Below are 16,256 nucleotides of genomic sequence, written 5' to 3'. Positions count from 1 at the left end.
GCCGCGCAACACCTCCGAAGGCTCGACTACGCCTCCGCCTGCTCCTTCTTCTCGGGGACGAAGTCGACCCCGGCCTCCTTGCGCTGCTCGGGAGTGATCGGCGCGGGCGCCTGCGTCAGGGGGTCGTAGCCTCCGCCGGACTTGGGGAACGCGATGACGTCGCGAATCGAATCCGCCTTGGCGAGCAGCGCCGTGACGCGGTCCCAGCCGAGCGCGATGCCGCCGTGAGGCGGGGCGCCGAACTGGAAGGCGTCGAGGAGGAAGCCGAACTTCTCCTGAGCCTCCTCGGCCCCGATGCCCATCACCTTGAAGACGCGCTCCTGCACGTCCTGGCGGTGGATACGGATCGAGCCTCCGCCGATCTCGTTGCCGTTGCACACGATGTCGTACGCGTAGGCGAGCGCGGGTCCGGGATCCGTGTCGAACGTGTCCATGAACTCGGGCTTGGGGCTCGTGAAGGCGTGGTGGACCGCGGTCCACGCGCTCGTGCCCAGGACGACGTCGTCATCGTCCCCGTCGACCGCCTTGAACAGCGGCGCATCCACGACCCACACGAACTCGAAGCGGTCCTCGTCGATCAGGCCCACGCGGCGCGCGATCTCGTTGCGCGCGGCGCCCAGCAGCGCGCGCGAGGTCGATGCCTTGCCCGCGGCGAAGAAGATGCAGTCGCCCGGCTCGGCGCCCACGGCGGCCGCGAGTCCCTCGAGCTCCGTCTCGGACAGGTTCTTCGCCACCGGACCGCCGAGCGTGCCGTCCTCCTGCACCAGCACGTACGCGAGGCCCTTGGCGCCGCGCTGCTTCGCCCACTCCTGCCACGCGTCGAGGGTCTTGCGCGGCTGCGACGCGCCGCCCGGCATGACCACCGCGCCCACGTAGTCCGCCTGGAACACGCGGAACGGGGTGTCGGCAAAGTAGGACGTCAGCTCGGTGAGCTCGAGACCGAAGCGGAGGTCCGGCTTGTCGGTGCCGAAGCGCGCCATCGCGTCGGCGTAGGTGAGGCGCGGGATGGGCAGCGACACCTCGTAGCCGATCAGCGCCCACAGCTCGCGCACGAGCTCCTCGCCGAGAGCGATGACGTCGTCCTGGTCGACGAAGCTCATCTCGATGTCGAGCTGCGTGAACTCGGGCTGGCGGTCCGCGCGGAAGTCCTCGTCGCGGTAGCAGCGCGCGATCTGGTAGTACCGCTCCATGCCCGCGACCATGAGCAGCTGCTTGAAGAGCTGCGGGGACTGCGGCAGGGCGTACCACGAGCCCGGCGACAGACGGGCGGGCACCACGAAGTCGCGGGCACCCTCCGGCGTCGAGCGCGTGAGCGTCGGGGTCTCGATCTCGAGGAAGTCGTGGCGCTCGAGCACGCGACGGGCCGCCTGGTTGACCTTGGAGCGCAGCACGATGTTGGCGCGCGGCTGCGGGCGACGCAGGTCGAGGTAGCGGTGCTTGAGGCGCGCCTCCTCCCCGACCGTGACGTGGTCGTCGATCGGGAACGGGGTGGGGACGGACTCGTTGAGGATCGTGACCTCGTGGACGTCGACCTCGATCTCGCCCGAGGGCAGGTTCGGGTTCGAGGACCCCTCGGGCCGCGTGCGCACCTCACCGGTGACCTGGATGACGTACTCGGTGCGCAGCGCGTGAGCGATCTCCTCGCGAATCACCAGCTGAGCGAAGCCCGACGCGTCACGCAGGTCGATGAACGCGACGCCGCCGTGATCGCGGCGGCGACCCACCCAACCGGCGAGGGTGACGGTCGCGCCCGAGTCGGCGGCGCGGAGGTTTCCAGCGAGATGCGTGCGGAGCAAGACAAGGCCTTTCGTACGCGCGGGTGGCGCGGGTCAAGTGAAGAGCGGGACTCAGTCTAGCGGCGGACGATGCGCGGCTTGAGGTCGTCCGCGGGAGGCACCCAGGCGTCGGCATCGGCCGGCACCTGGTCACCCGTGCGAATGTCCTTCACCTCGCCGTCGGGAGCGGTCTCCCCCGCCCCCGGGAACCACACGAACGGGATGCCCCGGCGATCCGCGTACTGGATCTGCTTGCCGAACTTGGCGGCGGTCGGCGACACCTCGCACGGAATGCCGCGCGCCCGCAGCCGGTCCGCGATCGCGGCCGAGGCGGCCCGGTGCGCCTCGTCGGTCACGGCGACCAGGACCGCCTGCGGGACCGCGCGCGTGGACGCGGCGAGGTTCGCGCTCAGCATGCGGCTCACGAGCCGGCTCACACCGATCGACATCCCCACGCCGGGGAAGCCGCCGCCCGCGACGAGCGAGTCGTAGCGTCCGCCCGAGCAGATCGACCCGAGGTCCTCGTGGCCGTCGAGCACCGTCTCGTACACCGCGCCCGTGTAGTAGTCCAGGCCGCGAGCGATCCTGAGATCCGCGATCGCGGCGCCAGGAACCGCGGCATTGACCGCGTCGACCAGGGCCGCGAGGGAGCGAGCGCCGCGATCGAACTCCGCCCGCGCATCGTCCGCGTCCTCGACGATGGGTGCGTGGTCCCACAGCGCCTCGACCAGGCCAAAGAACGAGTCGTCGGGCGTCTGGATGGCCGCGAGCTCGAGGATGGCCGCGACGGCCTCGGGCGACACACCCTTCGCGTGAAGCTCGTCACGCACGCCGTCGGGCCCGATCTTGTCGAGCTTGTCGACGCTGCGCAGCGCGCCCGCGACGTCGACAATCCCCACGCCGCGATAGAAGCCCTCGACGAGCGCGCGGTTGTTGAGGTGCATGCGCGCGGTCGGAATCGGGAGGGCGGCCAGCGCCCTGGCCATGACGATCGCGACCTCGGCCTCGAGGTGCTCGGGCAGGTGGTCGCGGCCCACGACGTCGATGTCCGCCTGATAGAACTCCCGGAACCGCCCCTCCTGGGGGCGCTCGCCGCGCCACACCTTCTGGATCTGGAAGCGCCGGAACGGGAAGTGCAGGCGTCCCTGGTTCTCCTCGACATAGCGCGCGAACGGCACGGTGAGGTCGAAGTGCAGACCCAGGCGCGCCTCGCGACCCGACTGCTCGTCGGCGTTGAGACGACCGATCGCGTAGATCTCCTTGGACGCCTCCGAGTCGCCGGCGAGGCGCTCGACGGGCTCGACGGCCCGCGTCTCGATCTCGCCGAATCCGTGCAGCGCGAAGACCTCGCGCAACGTCTCAAGGACGTGCGCCTCCACCAGACGCTCTTGCGGTGACCATTCGGGGAATCCGGAGAGGGGTTGCACGCGTGCCATGCGGCCATTGTTCCGCATCGCCCCGCCGTAGACTGACCTGGCACATCTCCCGGCACGAGAAGGACCGATGACCAGCAACAAGCAGGCCAAGGCCGCCGCAAAGAAGCGACAGGCCGCATTCGAGGAGCGGATCGCCGCGAGGCAGCGCCACAAGGAACGCGTCATCCGCATCACGGCGATCGTGGTCGCGGCCGGGCTCCTCCTGGGTGGCGGACTCGCGGTCCTGCTCGTCGCGCTCAACCAGAACCGCACCGAGGCGCGCGCGGAGACCCCCTCCGGGACCTCGAGCGCGGAGTCCACCGTGTCGACGGACCTCGCGGTTCCCGATCCCTCGATCGCCGAATCCCGCACGTGGACCGCGACGCTCGCGACCAACCGCGGCGACATCGTGCTCGAGTTGGACGGCGCCGCGGCACCGCAGGCCGTGGCGAGCTTCGTGTCGCTCGCACAAGACGGCTTCTTCGACGGCACCGACTGCCACCGCCTCACGACCGAGGGCATCTACGTGCTCCAGTGTGGTGACCCGACGGGCACCGGATCCGGCGGCCCGGGCTACACGTATGGGCCGATCGAGAACGCTCCCGAGGACGACCTATACCCCGCCGGAACCATCGCGATGGCGCGCGTGCCGGGCGACGGCGAGTCCATGGGCAGCCAGTTCTTCATCGTCTACCAGGACTCCGTCATCCCGTCCGATGCGGCCGGCGGATACACCGTGCTGGGAAGGGTCGTTGACGGGACCGCTAGTGTGGTGGATGTTGCCGACGCAGGCACCATCACCGGGGACACCGATGGTCCGCCGGCTTTGTCCGTCATCGTGAACGAGGTATCCGTCTCATGACCGAGTCGCCCGACGCCCCCGCGTCGCAGACCGAGGCCGTCGTGGCCGCGTCCCAGCCCACCCCCGAGACCGCGGCCGATGTCGCGACTCCCGACGCCGCGCCCGAGGTGACGCCGGAGGCGGCAACCGAGGTCGCTTCAGAGGCCGCATCAGAGGCCGCGCCCGAGGCAAGCGCTCCTAAGCCGGCCGCACCCGAAGCCAGCGCACCCAAGCCGGCTGCGCCCAAGCCAGGCGTGCCCAAGCCCGGCGCCTTCAAGGCGCCGACGCCCGCCGCGGTCGCCAAGCAGGCAACCCACGTGGTGGTGCCCGTGCCCGTCGCTGCCGAGGTGCCGGATGAGCGCTTCGAGGAGGCGCTCGCGCACGGACTCGTCGAGGACGGCGTGGCCTACGTGATCGTGGCCGAAGAGCGCGTCGAGGTGGGCCCCGCGGCCGACGACGACGCGCTGCGCCCGTACGCCCACGCCTTCTTCGAGCTCGAGGCCGCGGTGGAGCGCTTCCATGCACGCCTCGCGACCGCGGACCTCGCGCCCAAGGACATCGACGAGTCGCTCGCGTCGCTCGAGTCCTCGCTCACGCCGCCCAGCGTCGTCGGCGACCTCGACACGCTGCTCGAGCGCTTCGCCGCGGTGAAGGCGGAGGCGGAGGCGATCCGCACCCGCATCCAGGAGGAGCGCAAGGCAGCCCGCGAGGCAGCGGTCGCGGCTCGCGAAGAGATCGTGGTGACCGCCGAGGCGCTCGCGAACAAGCCCGAGTCGAAGGTGCACTGGAAGAACGACACCGTCGAGCTCAGGGCGTTGCTGGACGCGTGGAAGGAGGCGCAGCGTTCAGGCGCGCGCATCCCCAAGGACGTCGAGCGTGCCCTATGGACGCGCTTCACTCACGCACGCTCGGCCTTCGAGAAGGCGCGCAAGCACCACTTCGCCGAGCTCGACAGGGCCAATACCGACGTGGCCGCCCGCAAGGAGGCGCTCGTCGCCAAGGCCGAGGAGCTCGCGCAGACCACCGACTGGGACCGCGGCGCGCGCGGCTTCCGCGACCTCATGAACGAGTGGCGCACCGCCGGCCGTGGCCGACGCAGCGTCGACGACGCGCTGTGGAAGCGATTCCAGGCGGCACAGGACGCGTTCTTCCAGTCGCGTCGCGGCGCGTCCGATGCCGAGGATGAGGCCCTCGCGGGCAACGTCGAGGCGAAGGAGGCCGCGGTCGTCGAGGCCGAGGCCCTGCTTCCCATCAAGGACCTGCAGGCGACCAAGCAGGCGCTCCGCCCGATCCAGGACCGCTTCGAGGCCGCGGGTCGTGTGCCGCGCGCCGACGTCGCACGCCTGACGAAGCGCATGGGCGCGGTCGAGAAGGCCGTGCGGGATGCCGAGGACGCGCAGTGGAACTCGCGCAACCCCGAACTCGAGGCGCGCGCGAGCGGCGCCGCGGCGCAGCTCCACGCCGCGATCGAGGCCCTCAAGGCCGAGATCGCGGAGGCGAAGGCGGCAAAGAAGGACACCTCGAAGCTCGAGGAGTCTCTCGCGGCCCGTCAGGCGTGGCTGTCGCAGATCGAGGGCGTGCGCTAGAGACGCACGGCAGAACACCGACAGCGGGCCGGACCCCTCCACAGGGGCTGGCCCGCTGTCGCGTGTGCGGTGACGATGAACCCATGATCCTCGTCACCCCGGCCGACGTCGGGCGGCCGCAATTTGCGCGCCTGCTCAGGGACGGCATCGTCGCCCCACTCGCGGCGGGTGTCGCTCGCCCCCTCGACGTGCCCTCCTCCCCCGGCCTGCGTGCCCTCGCGTGCGCGCACGTGCCGCGCCACACCGTGCTCACGGGCCTCGCGGCGCTCTGGGTGCATGGCCGGTGGGCACGCGTCGACGGCTCCGCGCCCCAGGCCCCGTGGCACGTCGTGGGCGTGCGTGGGCTCTCGCGCACGGACGATGCCCGGCTGGCGTTCCACTCCGGGGTCACCTCGCGCATGGGCGAGCACATGGGCCCCGTCAGGGTCGCCCCCGTGGCGCGCGCGTGCCTGGACGCGCTGCGATGGGAGGACGAGCACGTCACTCGCGCGGCGACGGTCGCCGGACTGGCCGCGGGGTGGGTGACCGCGCCCGAACTGCGCGCCTCGCTCGCGCTCGATCCCTCGAACGGGGCCGGCTACGCGCGCGTCGCGGCGATCGTCCGGGAACTCGTGGACGGTGTGCCGTCCGTCCCTGAGGGCTTCTGAAAGCCGTTGCGGTCGCTACGGTCGCTTCGCGCCGGTGATCCGGCGCGCGTCGTAGACGCCATCGATGCGCCGTACCGCGCTCAGGATCGCGCCGAGGTGCGACGGATCCGCCATCTCAAAGACGAAGCTTGACAGCGCGACGCGATCGCGCGAGGTCGACACGTTGGCGGACAGGATGTTGACGTGGTGGTCGGACAGCACCTGGGTCACGTCGGACAGCAGGCGGTTGCGGTCGAGCGCCTCCACCTCGATGTTGACCAGGAAGGTCCCTGCGTTGTGGCCGGTCCACTCGACGTCGATGAGTCGCTCGCTCTGGCTCTTCAGCTGCGCGAGGTTGTCGCAATCGGCGCGGTGGACGCTCACGCCCGAGCCGCGCGTGACGAATCCCTGGATCGGGTCCCCCGGCACCGGCGTGCAGCAGCGCGCGAGTTTGACCACGACATCGGTGAGGCCGTGCACCGAGACTCCAGGGTCGCCGCGACGCGAGGACCGCGCGGCCGGCAGCCCCGGGCGCGTGATCTCGGTCAGGTCCTCGTCGGCGCCCTCCTGGCCGCCCACCGCCTCGACCATCCGCACCACGACATCGGCGGCCCGCTCCTTGTGCTCGCCGATCGCCGCGTACAGCGAGTCGACGTCCTCGTAGTGCATCTCCTTGGCGAGCGCGAGCAGGGTGGACCGGCTCATCAGGCGCTGCATCGGCAGGTGCTGGCGACGGATCGCGCGCGCGAGCATGTCGCGCCCCGTCTCGATCGACTCCTCGCGACGCTCGCGCGTGAACCATTGGCGGATCTTGTTGCGCGCGCGGGTGGACTGCACGAACTCGAGCCAGTCGCGTTTGGGATGCGCGTTCTCGTCCGAGGTGGTGAGGACCTCGACCGTATCGCCGTTCTCGAGCGTCGAGTCGAGCGGCACCAGGCGGCCGTTGACCTTGGCGCCGATGGTCTTGTGGCCCACCTCGGTGTGGACAGCGTACGCGAAGTCGACAGGCGTCGCCCCCTGCGGCAGCGACAGCAGCTTGCCGCGCGGCGTGAAGACGTAGACCTCGGCCTTGGAGATCTCTCCCCGCAGGCTGTCGAGGAACTCGGTCGGGTCGGCGGTCTCCTGCTGCCAGTCGGCGATCTGGCGCAGCCAACCCATGTCGCCCTGGCCGCCGCCACCCTTGCCGCCGGTCTTGGCCGTCTCCTTGTAGCGCCAGTGCGCCGCGAGGCCGTATTCGGCACGGCGGTGCATGTCGTACGTGCGGATCTGCAGCTCGACGGGCTTGCCGGTCGGGCCAATCACCGTGGTGTGAAGCGACTGGTAGAGGTTGAACTTGGGCATCGCGATGTAGTCCTTGAACCGGCCCGGAACGGGCTGGTAGCGGGCGTGCATGGCGCCCAGGACCGCGTAGCAGTCGCGCACGGACTCGACCAGGATGCGGATGCCCACCAGGTCGTAGATGTCGTTGAGGTCGCGGCCTCGCACGATCATCTTCTGATACACCGAGTAGTAGTGCTTGGGGCGGCCCGTGATCTCGGCCTTGATGCGCATCGCGCGCAGGTCCTTCTCGATCTCGGAGCGCACCTGCGCGAGGTACTTCTCGCGCTCGGGTGCGCGCTCCGTCACGACCTCGACGATCTCCTGATAGATCTTCGGGTACAGGGTCTGGAAGCTGAGGTCCTCGAGCTCCCACTTGATCGCGTTGAGCCCCATGCGATGCGCGAGCGGGGCGTAGATCTCGATGGTCTCTTGCGCCTTCTTGCGGGCCGACTCCGGCGACACGTGCTTCCACGTGCGCGCGTTGTGGAGCCGGTCGCACAGCTTGAGCAACAGGACGCGGATGTCCTTAGCCATCGCGACGACCATCTTGCGCACGGTCTCTGCCTGCGCGGCGTCCCCGTAGGTCACCTTGTCGAGCTTGGTGACACCGTCGACGATCATCGCGACCTCGTCGCCGAACTCCTCGCGCATGCGCTCGAGCGGATACTCGGTGTCCTCGACCACGTCGTGGAGCAGCGCCGCGGCAATGACGGAATCGGACATTCCGAGATCCGCGATGATCTGCGCCACCGCGATGGGATGAGTGATGTACGGCTCGCCGCTCTTGCGCAGCTGACCGCGGTGAGCCTCGTCGGCGACCTTGTACGCGCGCTCGATGAGCCCCGTCCGACCGCGCGGATACATGCGGCGATACGTGTCGAGCACGCCGTCGATCGCGCTCGCCTCGCGGCTGCCCCGGCGGAGGAATCCGAGCCCGAGCGCCCCGGTCGAGGGACGAGTCTCCGTCACGCGCACCTCCCAGGCTGGTAGGGGCCCAGTCTACCGAGTGCGCCGCACCGCCCCATCACACGTACGGACCTGCGCCTCCGCCACACGGCTCGCGGGCGGAGCGACAGTGGAGGTCCCATGGGAGGCGCCGACCTCGCGAAAGCGACCATGGAGGTCCCATTGCGCGAGCGTGTGTGGCGGAGCCGACATGACGTGTGGCGGAGCCGGTGGGCCGCGCGGAGTGCGTGGGGCATGGGTCGCGCCGGAAACGGCCGGAGGGGACGATGCCGTGGTGTCGGCATCGTCCCCCTCCTGGTCAGTCTGGGATGGGGTGGCGTCAGGCCTTGCGGTTCTTGCGCCGCGGCTGGGCGGCGGTGCCCTGGTGGTGTCCAGGAGTCACGGCACCCACGCGCACCTCGCCGGTCTCCGAAATCGCGACGTCCGTCTCACCGGAGGCACGCATCGCGAGCACCCTGGCGGTGTGCTCCTTGATCTTGGGCTCCGAACCACGAAGCGCCACCTCGAACGGGGTCGCTACAAAGATTGACGACCACGTGCCGATGGCCATGCCGATGAACAGCGCGAGCGAGATGTCCATGAGCGTGCCCGCGCCCAGCCACCACGCGCCCACGACGAGGATCGCGGTCACGGGAAGCAGCGCCACCACGGACGTGTTGATCGAGCGCACCAGCGTCTGGTTGAGACCCAGGTTCGCGAGCTCGGCATACGTGTAGCGGTGCTGCGACGTGAGGTTGGCGGTGTTCTCGCGCACCTTGTCGAAGACCACCACGGTGTCGTAAAGCGAATAGCCCAGGATCGTGAGGAATCCGATCACCGAGGCGGGGGTGACCTCGAAACCCACGAGCGCGTAGACACCCACCGTGATGATGAGGTCGTGGGCGAGCGCAATGAGAGCCGCCGCGGCCATGCGCCACGCGCGGAAATACAGCGACATCACCACGGACACGAGGATGAGGAAGATGATGAGGCCCTGGATCGCGGCCTTGCCCACCGACGCACCCCACGTGGGGCCGATCTGCGTGAAGCCGACGGCTGCCTCGTCGACCCCGTACGCGTCCGCAAGCGCCTCGGAGATCTGGCGAGCCGTGTCCGCATCGACCACGCCGATCTGGATGCGGATGTCGTCGTCGCCCAGCAGCGTGACGCGCGGCGTCTCGTCGGCAGCGAGCTCCTCGACCACCTCCTGCGCGATCGAGACCTCGGCGATTCCGGAGCCCGTGACGCGGAACTCGGTGCCTCCGGCAAAGTCGATGCCGGGGTTGAGCCCCTTGAACACGAGGATGAGGATGGACGCCGCGAGGAGCGCAGCGGACACCACGAACCAGCGCTTGCGCTGCTGGACGATCGGATAGGTGATCTCGCCAGCGTGGAGCTTGTTGCCCCACTGTGCCAGGTTGGTCTTCATCAGGCGTCCTCCCCCTCGGGGCGTGCGCCGGCGGCGGCCGCGGCGGCCTTGCGCTCGGCGAGGGTGGGCTGGGTCGGGTTGATCGCCACCCGGCCACGGCCCTTGTAGATGGTGTCGCGGCCCAGCTGGCGCGGGTCGAGTCCCGACCACGGGTGACCCGAGCCGAAGAACTTCGTCTTACCCAGCAACGCGAGCACCGGGTGGGTGAACATCATCACGACGATCACGTCGACGATGGTCGTGAGACCGAGCGTGAAGGCGAAGCCACGCACGCCGCCCACCGCGAGCACGTACAGGACCACGGCGGCAAGCAGGTTGATCGCGTCGGAGGCGAGGATGGTGCGGCGTGCGCGGCGCCATCCGTGCTCGATCGCGGCATTGAGGCTGCGGCCCTCGCGGAGCTCGTCGCGAACGCGTTCGAAGTACACGATGAACGAGTCCGCCGTCACACCGATCGCCACGATCAGACCCGCGACACCCGCGAGCGAGAGGCGGTAGTCGATGAGCCACGACAACAGCGCAATGAGCACATACGTGAGCGCACCCGCGATGACGAGCGAGCCCACGGTCACGAGGCCGAGCGCGCGGTACTGGATGAGCGAGTAGATCACCACGAGCACGAGGCCGATCGCACCGGCGATGAGACCCTTCTGGAGCTGGTCGGCACCCAGGGTCGCGGAGATCTGCTGCTCGGACTGCACCTCGAGGGTGATCGGCAGCGCACCGAACTTCAGCTGGTTGGCCAGCTGCTGCGCGGACTCCTGAGTAAAGGTGCCGGTAATCGACGCCTGGCCACCCGTGATCGGCCCGGAGACACCCGGGGCGGAGATCACCACTCCGTCGAGCACCATCGCGAACTGGTCGCGCGGCGACTCGAGGGTCGAGATGCGCTCCGTGATCTGGGCGAAGGTGGATCCTCCGTCGCCCGTGAGCTCGAGGCGCACCTCGAAGCGGCCGGTGAGCGTGCCCTGCTGGCTCAGCTCGGGGCCCGAGGTCGCGGTATCGATGTCGGAGCCGTCCATCTCGACCGGGCCCAGGATGTACTTGGCGAGTCCGTACTGGTCACACGCGACATCGGCCGCTGCGGGGTCGCCCGGGGTCACGCCCGACAGGTTCTCGGGCAGCGTGCAGTCGAGGGCGTCGTAGCGCTCCTGCACCTCGGTGGTGATCCACTCGAGGGACGATGCATCGGTGGGCTCCGCGTCGGGCGTCGCCTCCGCGCTCGGTGAGGCACTGGGCTCAGCGCTGGGCTCCGCCGACGCGGTCGCCTCGGCGGTCGGCTCGGCCGAGGCGCTGGCCTCGGGCACGGCCGATGCCTCGGCGCTCGGGACCTCGGACGGCTCGGCCGACGGCTCGGCGGAGGCTGACGCCTCCGGCGAGGGCGTCGCGCTCGGGTCGGTGATGGTCGACGCGGTCGGCGCGCCTGCCACCAGCACCGGACGGAACTGAAGCTGAGCGCTCTGACGCACCAGTGCGACCGTCTCGTCCGACGGGTTACCCGGCAGCGCGACCACCACGTTCTGGCCCTGCGTACTGATCTCCGCCTCGGCCACACCCGAGGCGTCGATGCGCCGGCGGATGATGTCAACGGCCTGGTCAAGGTCGGACTGGTCGACCGTCTGCTCTGCGCCCTCGATAAGGGTCGGAGTCAGGACGATCTCGCGGCCGCCCGCGAGGTCGAGAGCCAGGGAGGGCGTCCAGCCCGCACCACCGGTCACGACGCCCAGCGCCAACAGTCCATAGAGGCCGACGACGATGGCGCCCAGCCAGGTGAGCGCACGACGCGCCCCATTCTTCACACGTGCCACAGGAATCCTCACGGTCTCGGCTCGACTGAGCCCCGGGCGATTCTAGGCGGCTCGCGGGCCCCGAGTCGAATACGGCACGCGGGAGCCCGCCGCATCCGGGCCGCGCGTCAGTCGAACAGGCGCGAACCCGTCGCGCCGCCCACGGCGTCGACTGGTGGCTCGAGGCCCAGGTGGAGCCACGCATCGGCCGTCGCGATTCTCCCTCGCGGCGTCCTGCTCATGAGCCCCTCGCGCACGAGGAAGGGCTCCGCGACGGTCTCGACCGTCTCGGTCTCCTCCCCCACGGTCACCGCGAGGGTCGACAGGCCCACCGGCCCGCCGCCAAAGCGCAGGCACAGCGCCTTGAGCACCGCGCGGTCGAGCCGGTCGAGACCGCGCTCGTCGACCTCGTACACGGCGAGCGCCTCCCGCGCGGCGTCCAGGTCCGCGCGCCCCGTGCCGTGCACCTGCGCCCAGTCGCGCACGCGGCGCAGGAGCCGGTTCGCGATGCGAGGCGTGCCGCGCGAGCGCGACGCGATCTCGTGCGCGGCATCGTGCTCGATCGACACGCCCAGCCGCCCCGCCGAGCGCACCACAATCGCCTTGAGCTCGTGATCCTCGTAGAAGTCGAGATGGCCCGTGAATCCAAACCTGTCGCGCAGCGGCGCGGGCAACAGTCCCGCGCGCGTGGTCGCGCCCACCACGGTGAAGGGCGGCAGGCTCAGCGGGATCGACGTCGCGCCGGCTCCCTTGCCCACCACGACGTCGACACGGAAGTCCTCCATCGCGAGGTAGAGCATCTCCTCGGCGGGCCGCGCGAGGCGGTGGATCTCGTCGAGGAACAGCACGTCGCCCTCGTCGAGCGAGGACAACACCGCCGCGAGGTCGCCCGCATGCTGGATCGCGGGGCCCGAGGTGATGCGCAGGGTCGCGCCCAGCTCCGCCGCGATGATCATCGCGAGCGTGGTCTTGCCCAGCCCCGGCGGTCCGGACAACAGCACGTGGTCGGGTGTCGATCCACGGCCCGTCGCGGCGCTCAGCACGAGTCCCAGCTGTTCGCGCACCACACGTTGACCGACGAACTCATCGAGGTTGGCGGGGCGCAGCGCGGCCTCGTTGGACCGCTCGATCGCGTCCGCGTCGGGATTGACCACGCGCTCATCCACGGGTGCCTCCCAGGTGCTTGAGGGCGGCCCTCAGTACCGCACCCGTCTCGGCCTGCGACACGGGCTGCTCGGCGACGGCGTCGACGGCCGCCTGCGCCTGCTTCACGGGGTATCCCAGTCCGACCAGCGCCTCGACCACCTCGGCACGCGCGTCGCCAACCGGGGCGCCCGGGGTGTGCTCGTCGAGCACCAGCTTGCCGCCGAGCTCGAGCAGGAGCCGCGACGCGACCTTGGGGCCGATTCCGGGCACCTTGGTGAGGGCCTTCTGGTCGCCCGCGGCCACCGCCTGCGCGAGAGCCTCGGGCGAATGCACCGCGAGCATCGCCAGCGCGAGCTTCGCGCCCACGCCCTGCACCGATTGAAGCTGCTCGAAGGTGTCCCGCTCCCCCGCCGTCAAGAACCCGAACAGCGTCATCGAGTCCTCGCGCACCACGAGGTGCGTGTGGAGCGTCGCCGACTGGCCGCCCCGCAGCTCCCCGAGGGTCGCCGGCGTGGCCAGCACGCGGTATCCGACCCCCGCGACGTCGAGCACGAGCGCGGACGCGCCCACGTGCGCAACGCTTCCCGACAGCTGAGCGATCACCCGGAGCCCCTCTCGAACATGTGTACGAACAGGCTAGCCGAGCGCACCGACGTCATCCGCGACGGCGCGCCGCCTTCTCGGCCTCGGTCCAGCGCCGCTGAGCGGGCGTCGTCGCGGCCGATCCCACCGGTGCGGCACCCCCACGCCACGCGTGCGCGATCGCGATCGCGAGGGCGTCCGCGGCATCGGCCGGTCGTGGGGCCTGCGCGAGACCCAGCAGCCGCGTCACCATGAACGTCACCTGCTCCTTGCCGGCGCGGCCATCTCCGGTCACCGCGGCCTTGACCTCGGACGGCGTGTAGAGCGACAGCGGGAGCCCCCGCCGCTCGGCCGCGAGCATGATCACGCCGGAGACCTGGGCGGTGCCCATGATCGTCGACACGTCGGAGCGCGCGAAGATGCGCTCCATCGCGACCGCCTCGGGACGATGCTCGTCGAGCATCGCCTCGACCACGTCCGCGATCTGGGCGAGCCGCGCCGGGGTCTCGAGGGTCGATGGCGACGTCGCCACCCGCACGTCGAGCATCGTCACGCGCCGCGCAGCGCCCGACTCGACCACTCCCAACCCGCACCTGGTGAGGCCGGGATCGACCCCCAGGATGCGCATCGGCCCTGCTTCCCCTCCGCCGCGCGCGAGCCGCTAGGCCTGCGCGGCCTCGAGGACCTCGTCGCTCGCGTCGAAGTTCGCCCACACGTTCTGGACGTCGTCCGAGTCCTCGAGGGCGTCGATGAGACGCAGCATCTTCTTGGTGCCCTCGACCTCGAGCTCGATCTTCATCGAGGGGAGGAAGGTCGCCTCGGCGCTGTCGTAGTCGATGCCGGCCTCCTGGAGCGCGGTGCGCACTGCCACGAAGTCGGTGGCCTCCGAGATGATCTCGAACACGTCGCCGAGATCGTTGATCTCCTCGGCACCCGCATCGAGAGCGGCCTCCATGAGGTCGTCCTCGGTCGCGCCGCCGTCCTTGGCGACAATCACCTGGCCCTTGCGGGAGAACAGGTACGACACCGAGCCGGGGTCAGCGAGCGAGCCGCCGTTGCGCGTGAGCGCCACGCGCACCTCGGTGGCCGCACGGTTGCGGTTGTCGGTGAGGCACTCGATGAGCACGGCCACACCGCCGGGGCCGTAGCCCTCGTACATGATGGTCTCGTAGTCGGCTCCGCCCGCCTCGAGCCCCGAGCCGCGCTTGACCGCGCGGTCGATGTTGTCGTTGGGCACCGAGGACTTCTTGGCCTTCTGCACCGCGTCGAACAGGGTCGGGTTGCCCGCGAGATCGCCGCCGCCGGTCCGGGCAGCGACCTCGATGTTCTTGATGAGCTTGGCGAACAGCTTGCCGCGCTTGGCGTCGATGACGGCCTTCTTGTGCTTGGTCGTCGCCCACTTGGAATGCCCGGACACGTGTGCTCCTCGTCGAATGTCGGTCTGGAATCCCGTCCAGTGTAGTGCGTGGCGAGGCCCGGAACCGGTCCCACACCATCGCGGCTCCGCCACACGGATTCGCGGCTCCGCCACACGGATTCGCGGCTCCGCCACACAGCGCTCGGCGTGTCGCCGGCGTGTCGTGCCCGGAGAGCCCGCTGAGGGCCGATGCCGGGGTGGCTTGTGTGGCGGAGCCGCGGGGGGGGCAGCCGCAGCGGGGATGGCTACGACGCGATGAGGTCGACGAGCAGCCGATGTACGCGGTCGTCCGCGGTGCCACCCGGCGCGACGATCTCGGGGTGGAAGCTCGTCGCGATCGCCGCGCGGTGGCGCACCGCGACGGGATGACGCATGCCGTCGGGGCCGGCGGCGGTCGCGAGCACCTCGACCGCCGGATCCCACGACTCAACCCACGGCGCACGGATGAACGTCGCGTGCATGATCGAGCCGTCCGGCTCCCACACCAACTCGGTCTCGGCCGAGTCGACCTGCCGCCCGAACGCGTTGCGGCGCACCGTCATGGGGATGCCGCCCAGCGACCGCTGCCCTTCGATCGCCCCGATGATGTCCGTCGCAAGCATGATCATGCCCGCGCACGAGCCCATCACGGGCATGCCCTCGGCGATCCGCGACCGCAGCGGCTCGAACAGGTCGAATGCGCGCAGGAGCTTGTCGATCGTGGTGGACTCGCCGCCGGGGATGACGAGCGCGTCGACGGCCTCGAGCTCCGCGAGACGGCGCACGCGCGTCGCGGTCGCGCCCACGCGCTCGAGCGCGGCCGCATGCTCGCGCACATCGCCCTGCAGGGCCAGCACACCCACGGTGCTCATTCGTCCACCTCTCCCAGGTCCCTCGTCACGCCGTCCCAGTCGAGGAACCACGCCCATGGCTCCCGCAACTGGGCCGGAAACACCTCGATCATCGACTCGCGGAGCTCGCGCTCCGTGAGCCACGTGACCTCGTCGATGGTCTCGCGTTCGACCTCGGTCCATTCCTCGGCCGTGCGTGCGCGCCGGTCGGCGTCCTCGAGCCGGCCGACGTAGATCTCTTCGAACTGCGTGTAGGGCCGCGACGCGAAGTCGAACACCGCTGTGCGCCTCCACACGGGACCCACGAGCTCGTGAGGCTCGAGCACGTAGCCGGTCTCCTCGACCAGCTCGCGCACCGCCGCCTCGAGCATCGTCTCTCCCGGCTCGATCCCGCCGCCCGGCGTGAACCAGAAGGAGCGCGCCGTGTCGTGAGGATCATGCCCCTGCACCATGAGCAGGCGGGGACCCTCGCCGTCGTCCCCCGCGGGCGCGACGAGCAACACGCGGGCGCCGCGTCGGTGGATCCTGTCCCCCGTCGCGGCGCCCATGCGTGATCG

The 16,256-nt window shown here is 70.3% G+C and carries 14 protein-coding genes; 3 read left to right on the top strand and 11 right to left on the bottom strand.

The annotated features are described in order from the left end of the window. Positions 1 to 26: 26 nt before the first annotated feature. Together aspS and hisS are read right to left on the bottom strand one after the other, a co-directional pair. On the bottom strand, positions 27 to 1,796 hold the full coding sequence (gene aspS / locus ABEA62_RS01280) for an aspartate--tRNA ligase (RefSeq protein ID WP_286215900.1): 1,770 nt from the start codon (positions 1,794 to 1,796) through the stop codon (positions 27 to 29). Between the two features lie 56 nt (positions 1,797 to 1,852). Then, a complete protein-coding gene (hisS, locus tag ABEA62_RS01275; RefSeq protein WP_345378145.1) occupies positions 1,853 to 3,211 on the bottom strand; it encodes a histidine--tRNA ligase in 1,359 nt (452 codons plus the stop codon). Positions 3,212 to 3,278: 67 nt separating this feature from the next. Here hisS and ABEA62_RS01270 point away from each other — a divergent pair, with 67 nt between their 5' ends. The 3 genes from ABEA62_RS01270 to ABEA62_RS01260 all read left to right on the top strand — a co-directional run bounded on the left by ABEA62_RS01270 (position 3,279) and on the right by ABEA62_RS01260 (position 6,264). Continuing rightward, positions 3,279 to 4,052 (top strand): peptidylprolyl isomerase, encoded by a 774-nt coding sequence (locus ABEA62_RS01270; protein WP_286215899.1) that lies wholly within the window; start codon positions 3,279 to 3,281, stop codon positions 4,050 to 4,052. After that, on the top strand, positions 4,049 to 5,617 hold the full coding sequence (locus ABEA62_RS01265) for a DUF349 domain-containing protein (protein WP_286215898.1): 1,569 nt from the start codon (positions 4,049 to 4,051) through the stop codon (positions 5,615 to 5,617). Before ABEA62_RS01270 ends, ABEA62_RS01265 begins: the two co-directional genes overlap by 4 nt. 83 nt (positions 5,618 to 5,700) lie before the next feature. Continuing rightward, positions 5,701 to 6,264 (top strand): hypothetical protein, encoded by a 564-nt coding sequence (locus ABEA62_RS01260; protein WP_286215896.1) that lies wholly within the window; start codon positions 5,701 to 5,703, stop codon positions 6,262 to 6,264. A gap of 15 nt (positions 6,265 to 6,279) precedes the next feature. Here ABEA62_RS01260 and ABEA62_RS01255 read toward each other — a convergent pair whose 3' ends face one another. The 9 genes from ABEA62_RS01255 to ABEA62_RS01215 all read right to left on the bottom strand — a co-directional run bounded on the left by ABEA62_RS01255 (position 6,280) and on the right by ABEA62_RS01215 (position 16,247). Further along, on the bottom strand, positions 6,280 to 8,532 hold the full coding sequence (locus ABEA62_RS01255; RefSeq protein ID WP_286215895.1) for a RelA/SpoT family protein: 2,253 nt from the start codon (positions 8,530 to 8,532) through the stop codon (positions 6,280 to 6,282). 316 nt (positions 8,533 to 8,848) lie between these two features. Next, complete coding sequence (secF, locus tag ABEA62_RS01250; protein ID WP_286215894.1) at positions 8,849 to 9,937, bottom strand: protein translocase subunit SecF; 1,089 nt, start codon at positions 9,935 to 9,937, stop codon at positions 8,849 to 8,851. Beyond that, positions 9,937 to 11,745 carry a protein translocase subunit SecD gene (secD, locus tag ABEA62_RS01245; protein WP_345378138.1) on the bottom strand — a complete coding sequence of 603 codons (1,809 nt, stop codon included), beginning with the start codon at positions 11,743 to 11,745 and terminating at the stop codon, positions 9,937 to 9,939. Before secD ends, secF begins: the two co-directional genes overlap by 1 nt. A gap of 107 nt (positions 11,746 to 11,852) precedes the next feature. Beyond that, positions 11,853 to 12,890, bottom strand: a complete 1,038-nt coding sequence (ruvB, locus tag ABEA62_RS01240) for a Holliday junction branch migration DNA helicase RuvB (RefSeq protein ID WP_286215893.1) — start codon at positions 12,888 to 12,890, stop codon at positions 11,853 to 11,855. Then, entirely contained in the window at positions 12,883 to 13,473 is a 591-nt protein-coding gene (gene ruvA / locus ABEA62_RS01235; protein ID WP_286215892.1) for a Holliday junction branch migration protein RuvA, read from the bottom strand. Before ruvA ends, ruvB begins: the two co-directional genes overlap by 8 nt. Before the next feature lie 52 nt (positions 13,474 to 13,525). Continuing rightward, the gene (gene ruvC / locus ABEA62_RS01230) at positions 13,526 to 14,080 is read right to left on the bottom strand and encodes a crossover junction endodeoxyribonuclease RuvC (RefSeq protein WP_286215891.1); all 555 of its coding nucleotides are present in this window, start codon (positions 14,078 to 14,080) and stop codon (positions 13,526 to 13,528) included. 33 nt (positions 14,081 to 14,113) lie between these two features. Beyond that, positions 14,114 to 14,869 (bottom strand): YebC/PmpR family DNA-binding transcriptional regulator, encoded by a 756-nt coding sequence (locus ABEA62_RS01225; protein WP_286215890.1) that lies wholly within the window; start codon positions 14,867 to 14,869, stop codon positions 14,114 to 14,116. A gap of 245 nt (positions 14,870 to 15,114) precedes the next feature. Next, on the bottom strand, positions 15,115 to 15,720 hold the full coding sequence (gene pdxT, locus ABEA62_RS01220; protein ID WP_286215889.1) for a pyridoxal 5'-phosphate synthase glutaminase subunit PdxT: 606 nt from the start codon (positions 15,718 to 15,720) through the stop codon (positions 15,115 to 15,117). Next, on the bottom strand, positions 15,717 to 16,247 hold the full coding sequence (locus ABEA62_RS01215; RefSeq protein ID WP_286215888.1) for an NUDIX hydrolase: 531 nt from the start codon (positions 16,245 to 16,247) through the stop codon (positions 15,717 to 15,719). Before ABEA62_RS01215 ends, pdxT begins: the two co-directional genes overlap by 4 nt. Positions 16,248 to 16,256: the final 9 nt, after the last annotated feature.

The sequence above is a fragment of the Demequina sediminis genome, from assembly GCF_039545075.1.
Classification (GTDB): domain Bacteria; phylum Actinomycetota; class Actinomycetes; order Actinomycetales; family Demequinaceae; genus Demequina; species Demequina sediminis.
The sequence above is the reverse complement of the archived record's forward strand: the minus strand, read 5'-3'. Positions and strand labels throughout refer to the sequence as shown.

Coding starts and splice junctions, on each gene's coding strand:
- hisS (WP_345378145.1), bottom strand. CDS start 3,211: ATGGCACGCGTGCAACCCCTCTCCGGATTCCCCGAATGGTCACCGCAA.
- ABEA62_RS01270 (WP_286215899.1), top strand. CDS start 3,279: ATGACCAGCAACAAGCAGGCCAAGGCCGCCGCAAAGAAGCGACAGGCC.
- ABEA62_RS01265 (WP_286215898.1), top strand. CDS start 4,049: ATGACCGAGTCGCCCGACGCCCCCGCGTCGCAGACCGAGGCCGTCGTG.
- ABEA62_RS01260 (WP_286215896.1), top strand. CDS start 5,701: ATGATCCTCGTCACCCCGGCCGACGTCGGGCGGCCGCAATTTGCGCGC.
- secF (WP_286215894.1), bottom strand. CDS start 9,937: ATGAAGACCAACCTGGCACAGTGGGGCAACAAGCTCCACGCTGGCGAG.
- ruvC (WP_286215891.1), bottom strand. CDS start 14,080: ATGCGCATCCTGGGGGTCGATCCCGGCCTCACCAGGTGCGGGTTGGGA.
- pdxT (WP_286215889.1), bottom strand. CDS start 15,720: ATGAGCACCGTGGGTGTGCTGGCCCTGCAGGGCGATGTGCGCGAGCAT.
- ABEA62_RS01215 (WP_286215888.1), bottom strand. CDS start 16,247: ATGGGCGCCGCGACGGGGGACAGGATCCACCGACGCGGCGCCCGCGTG.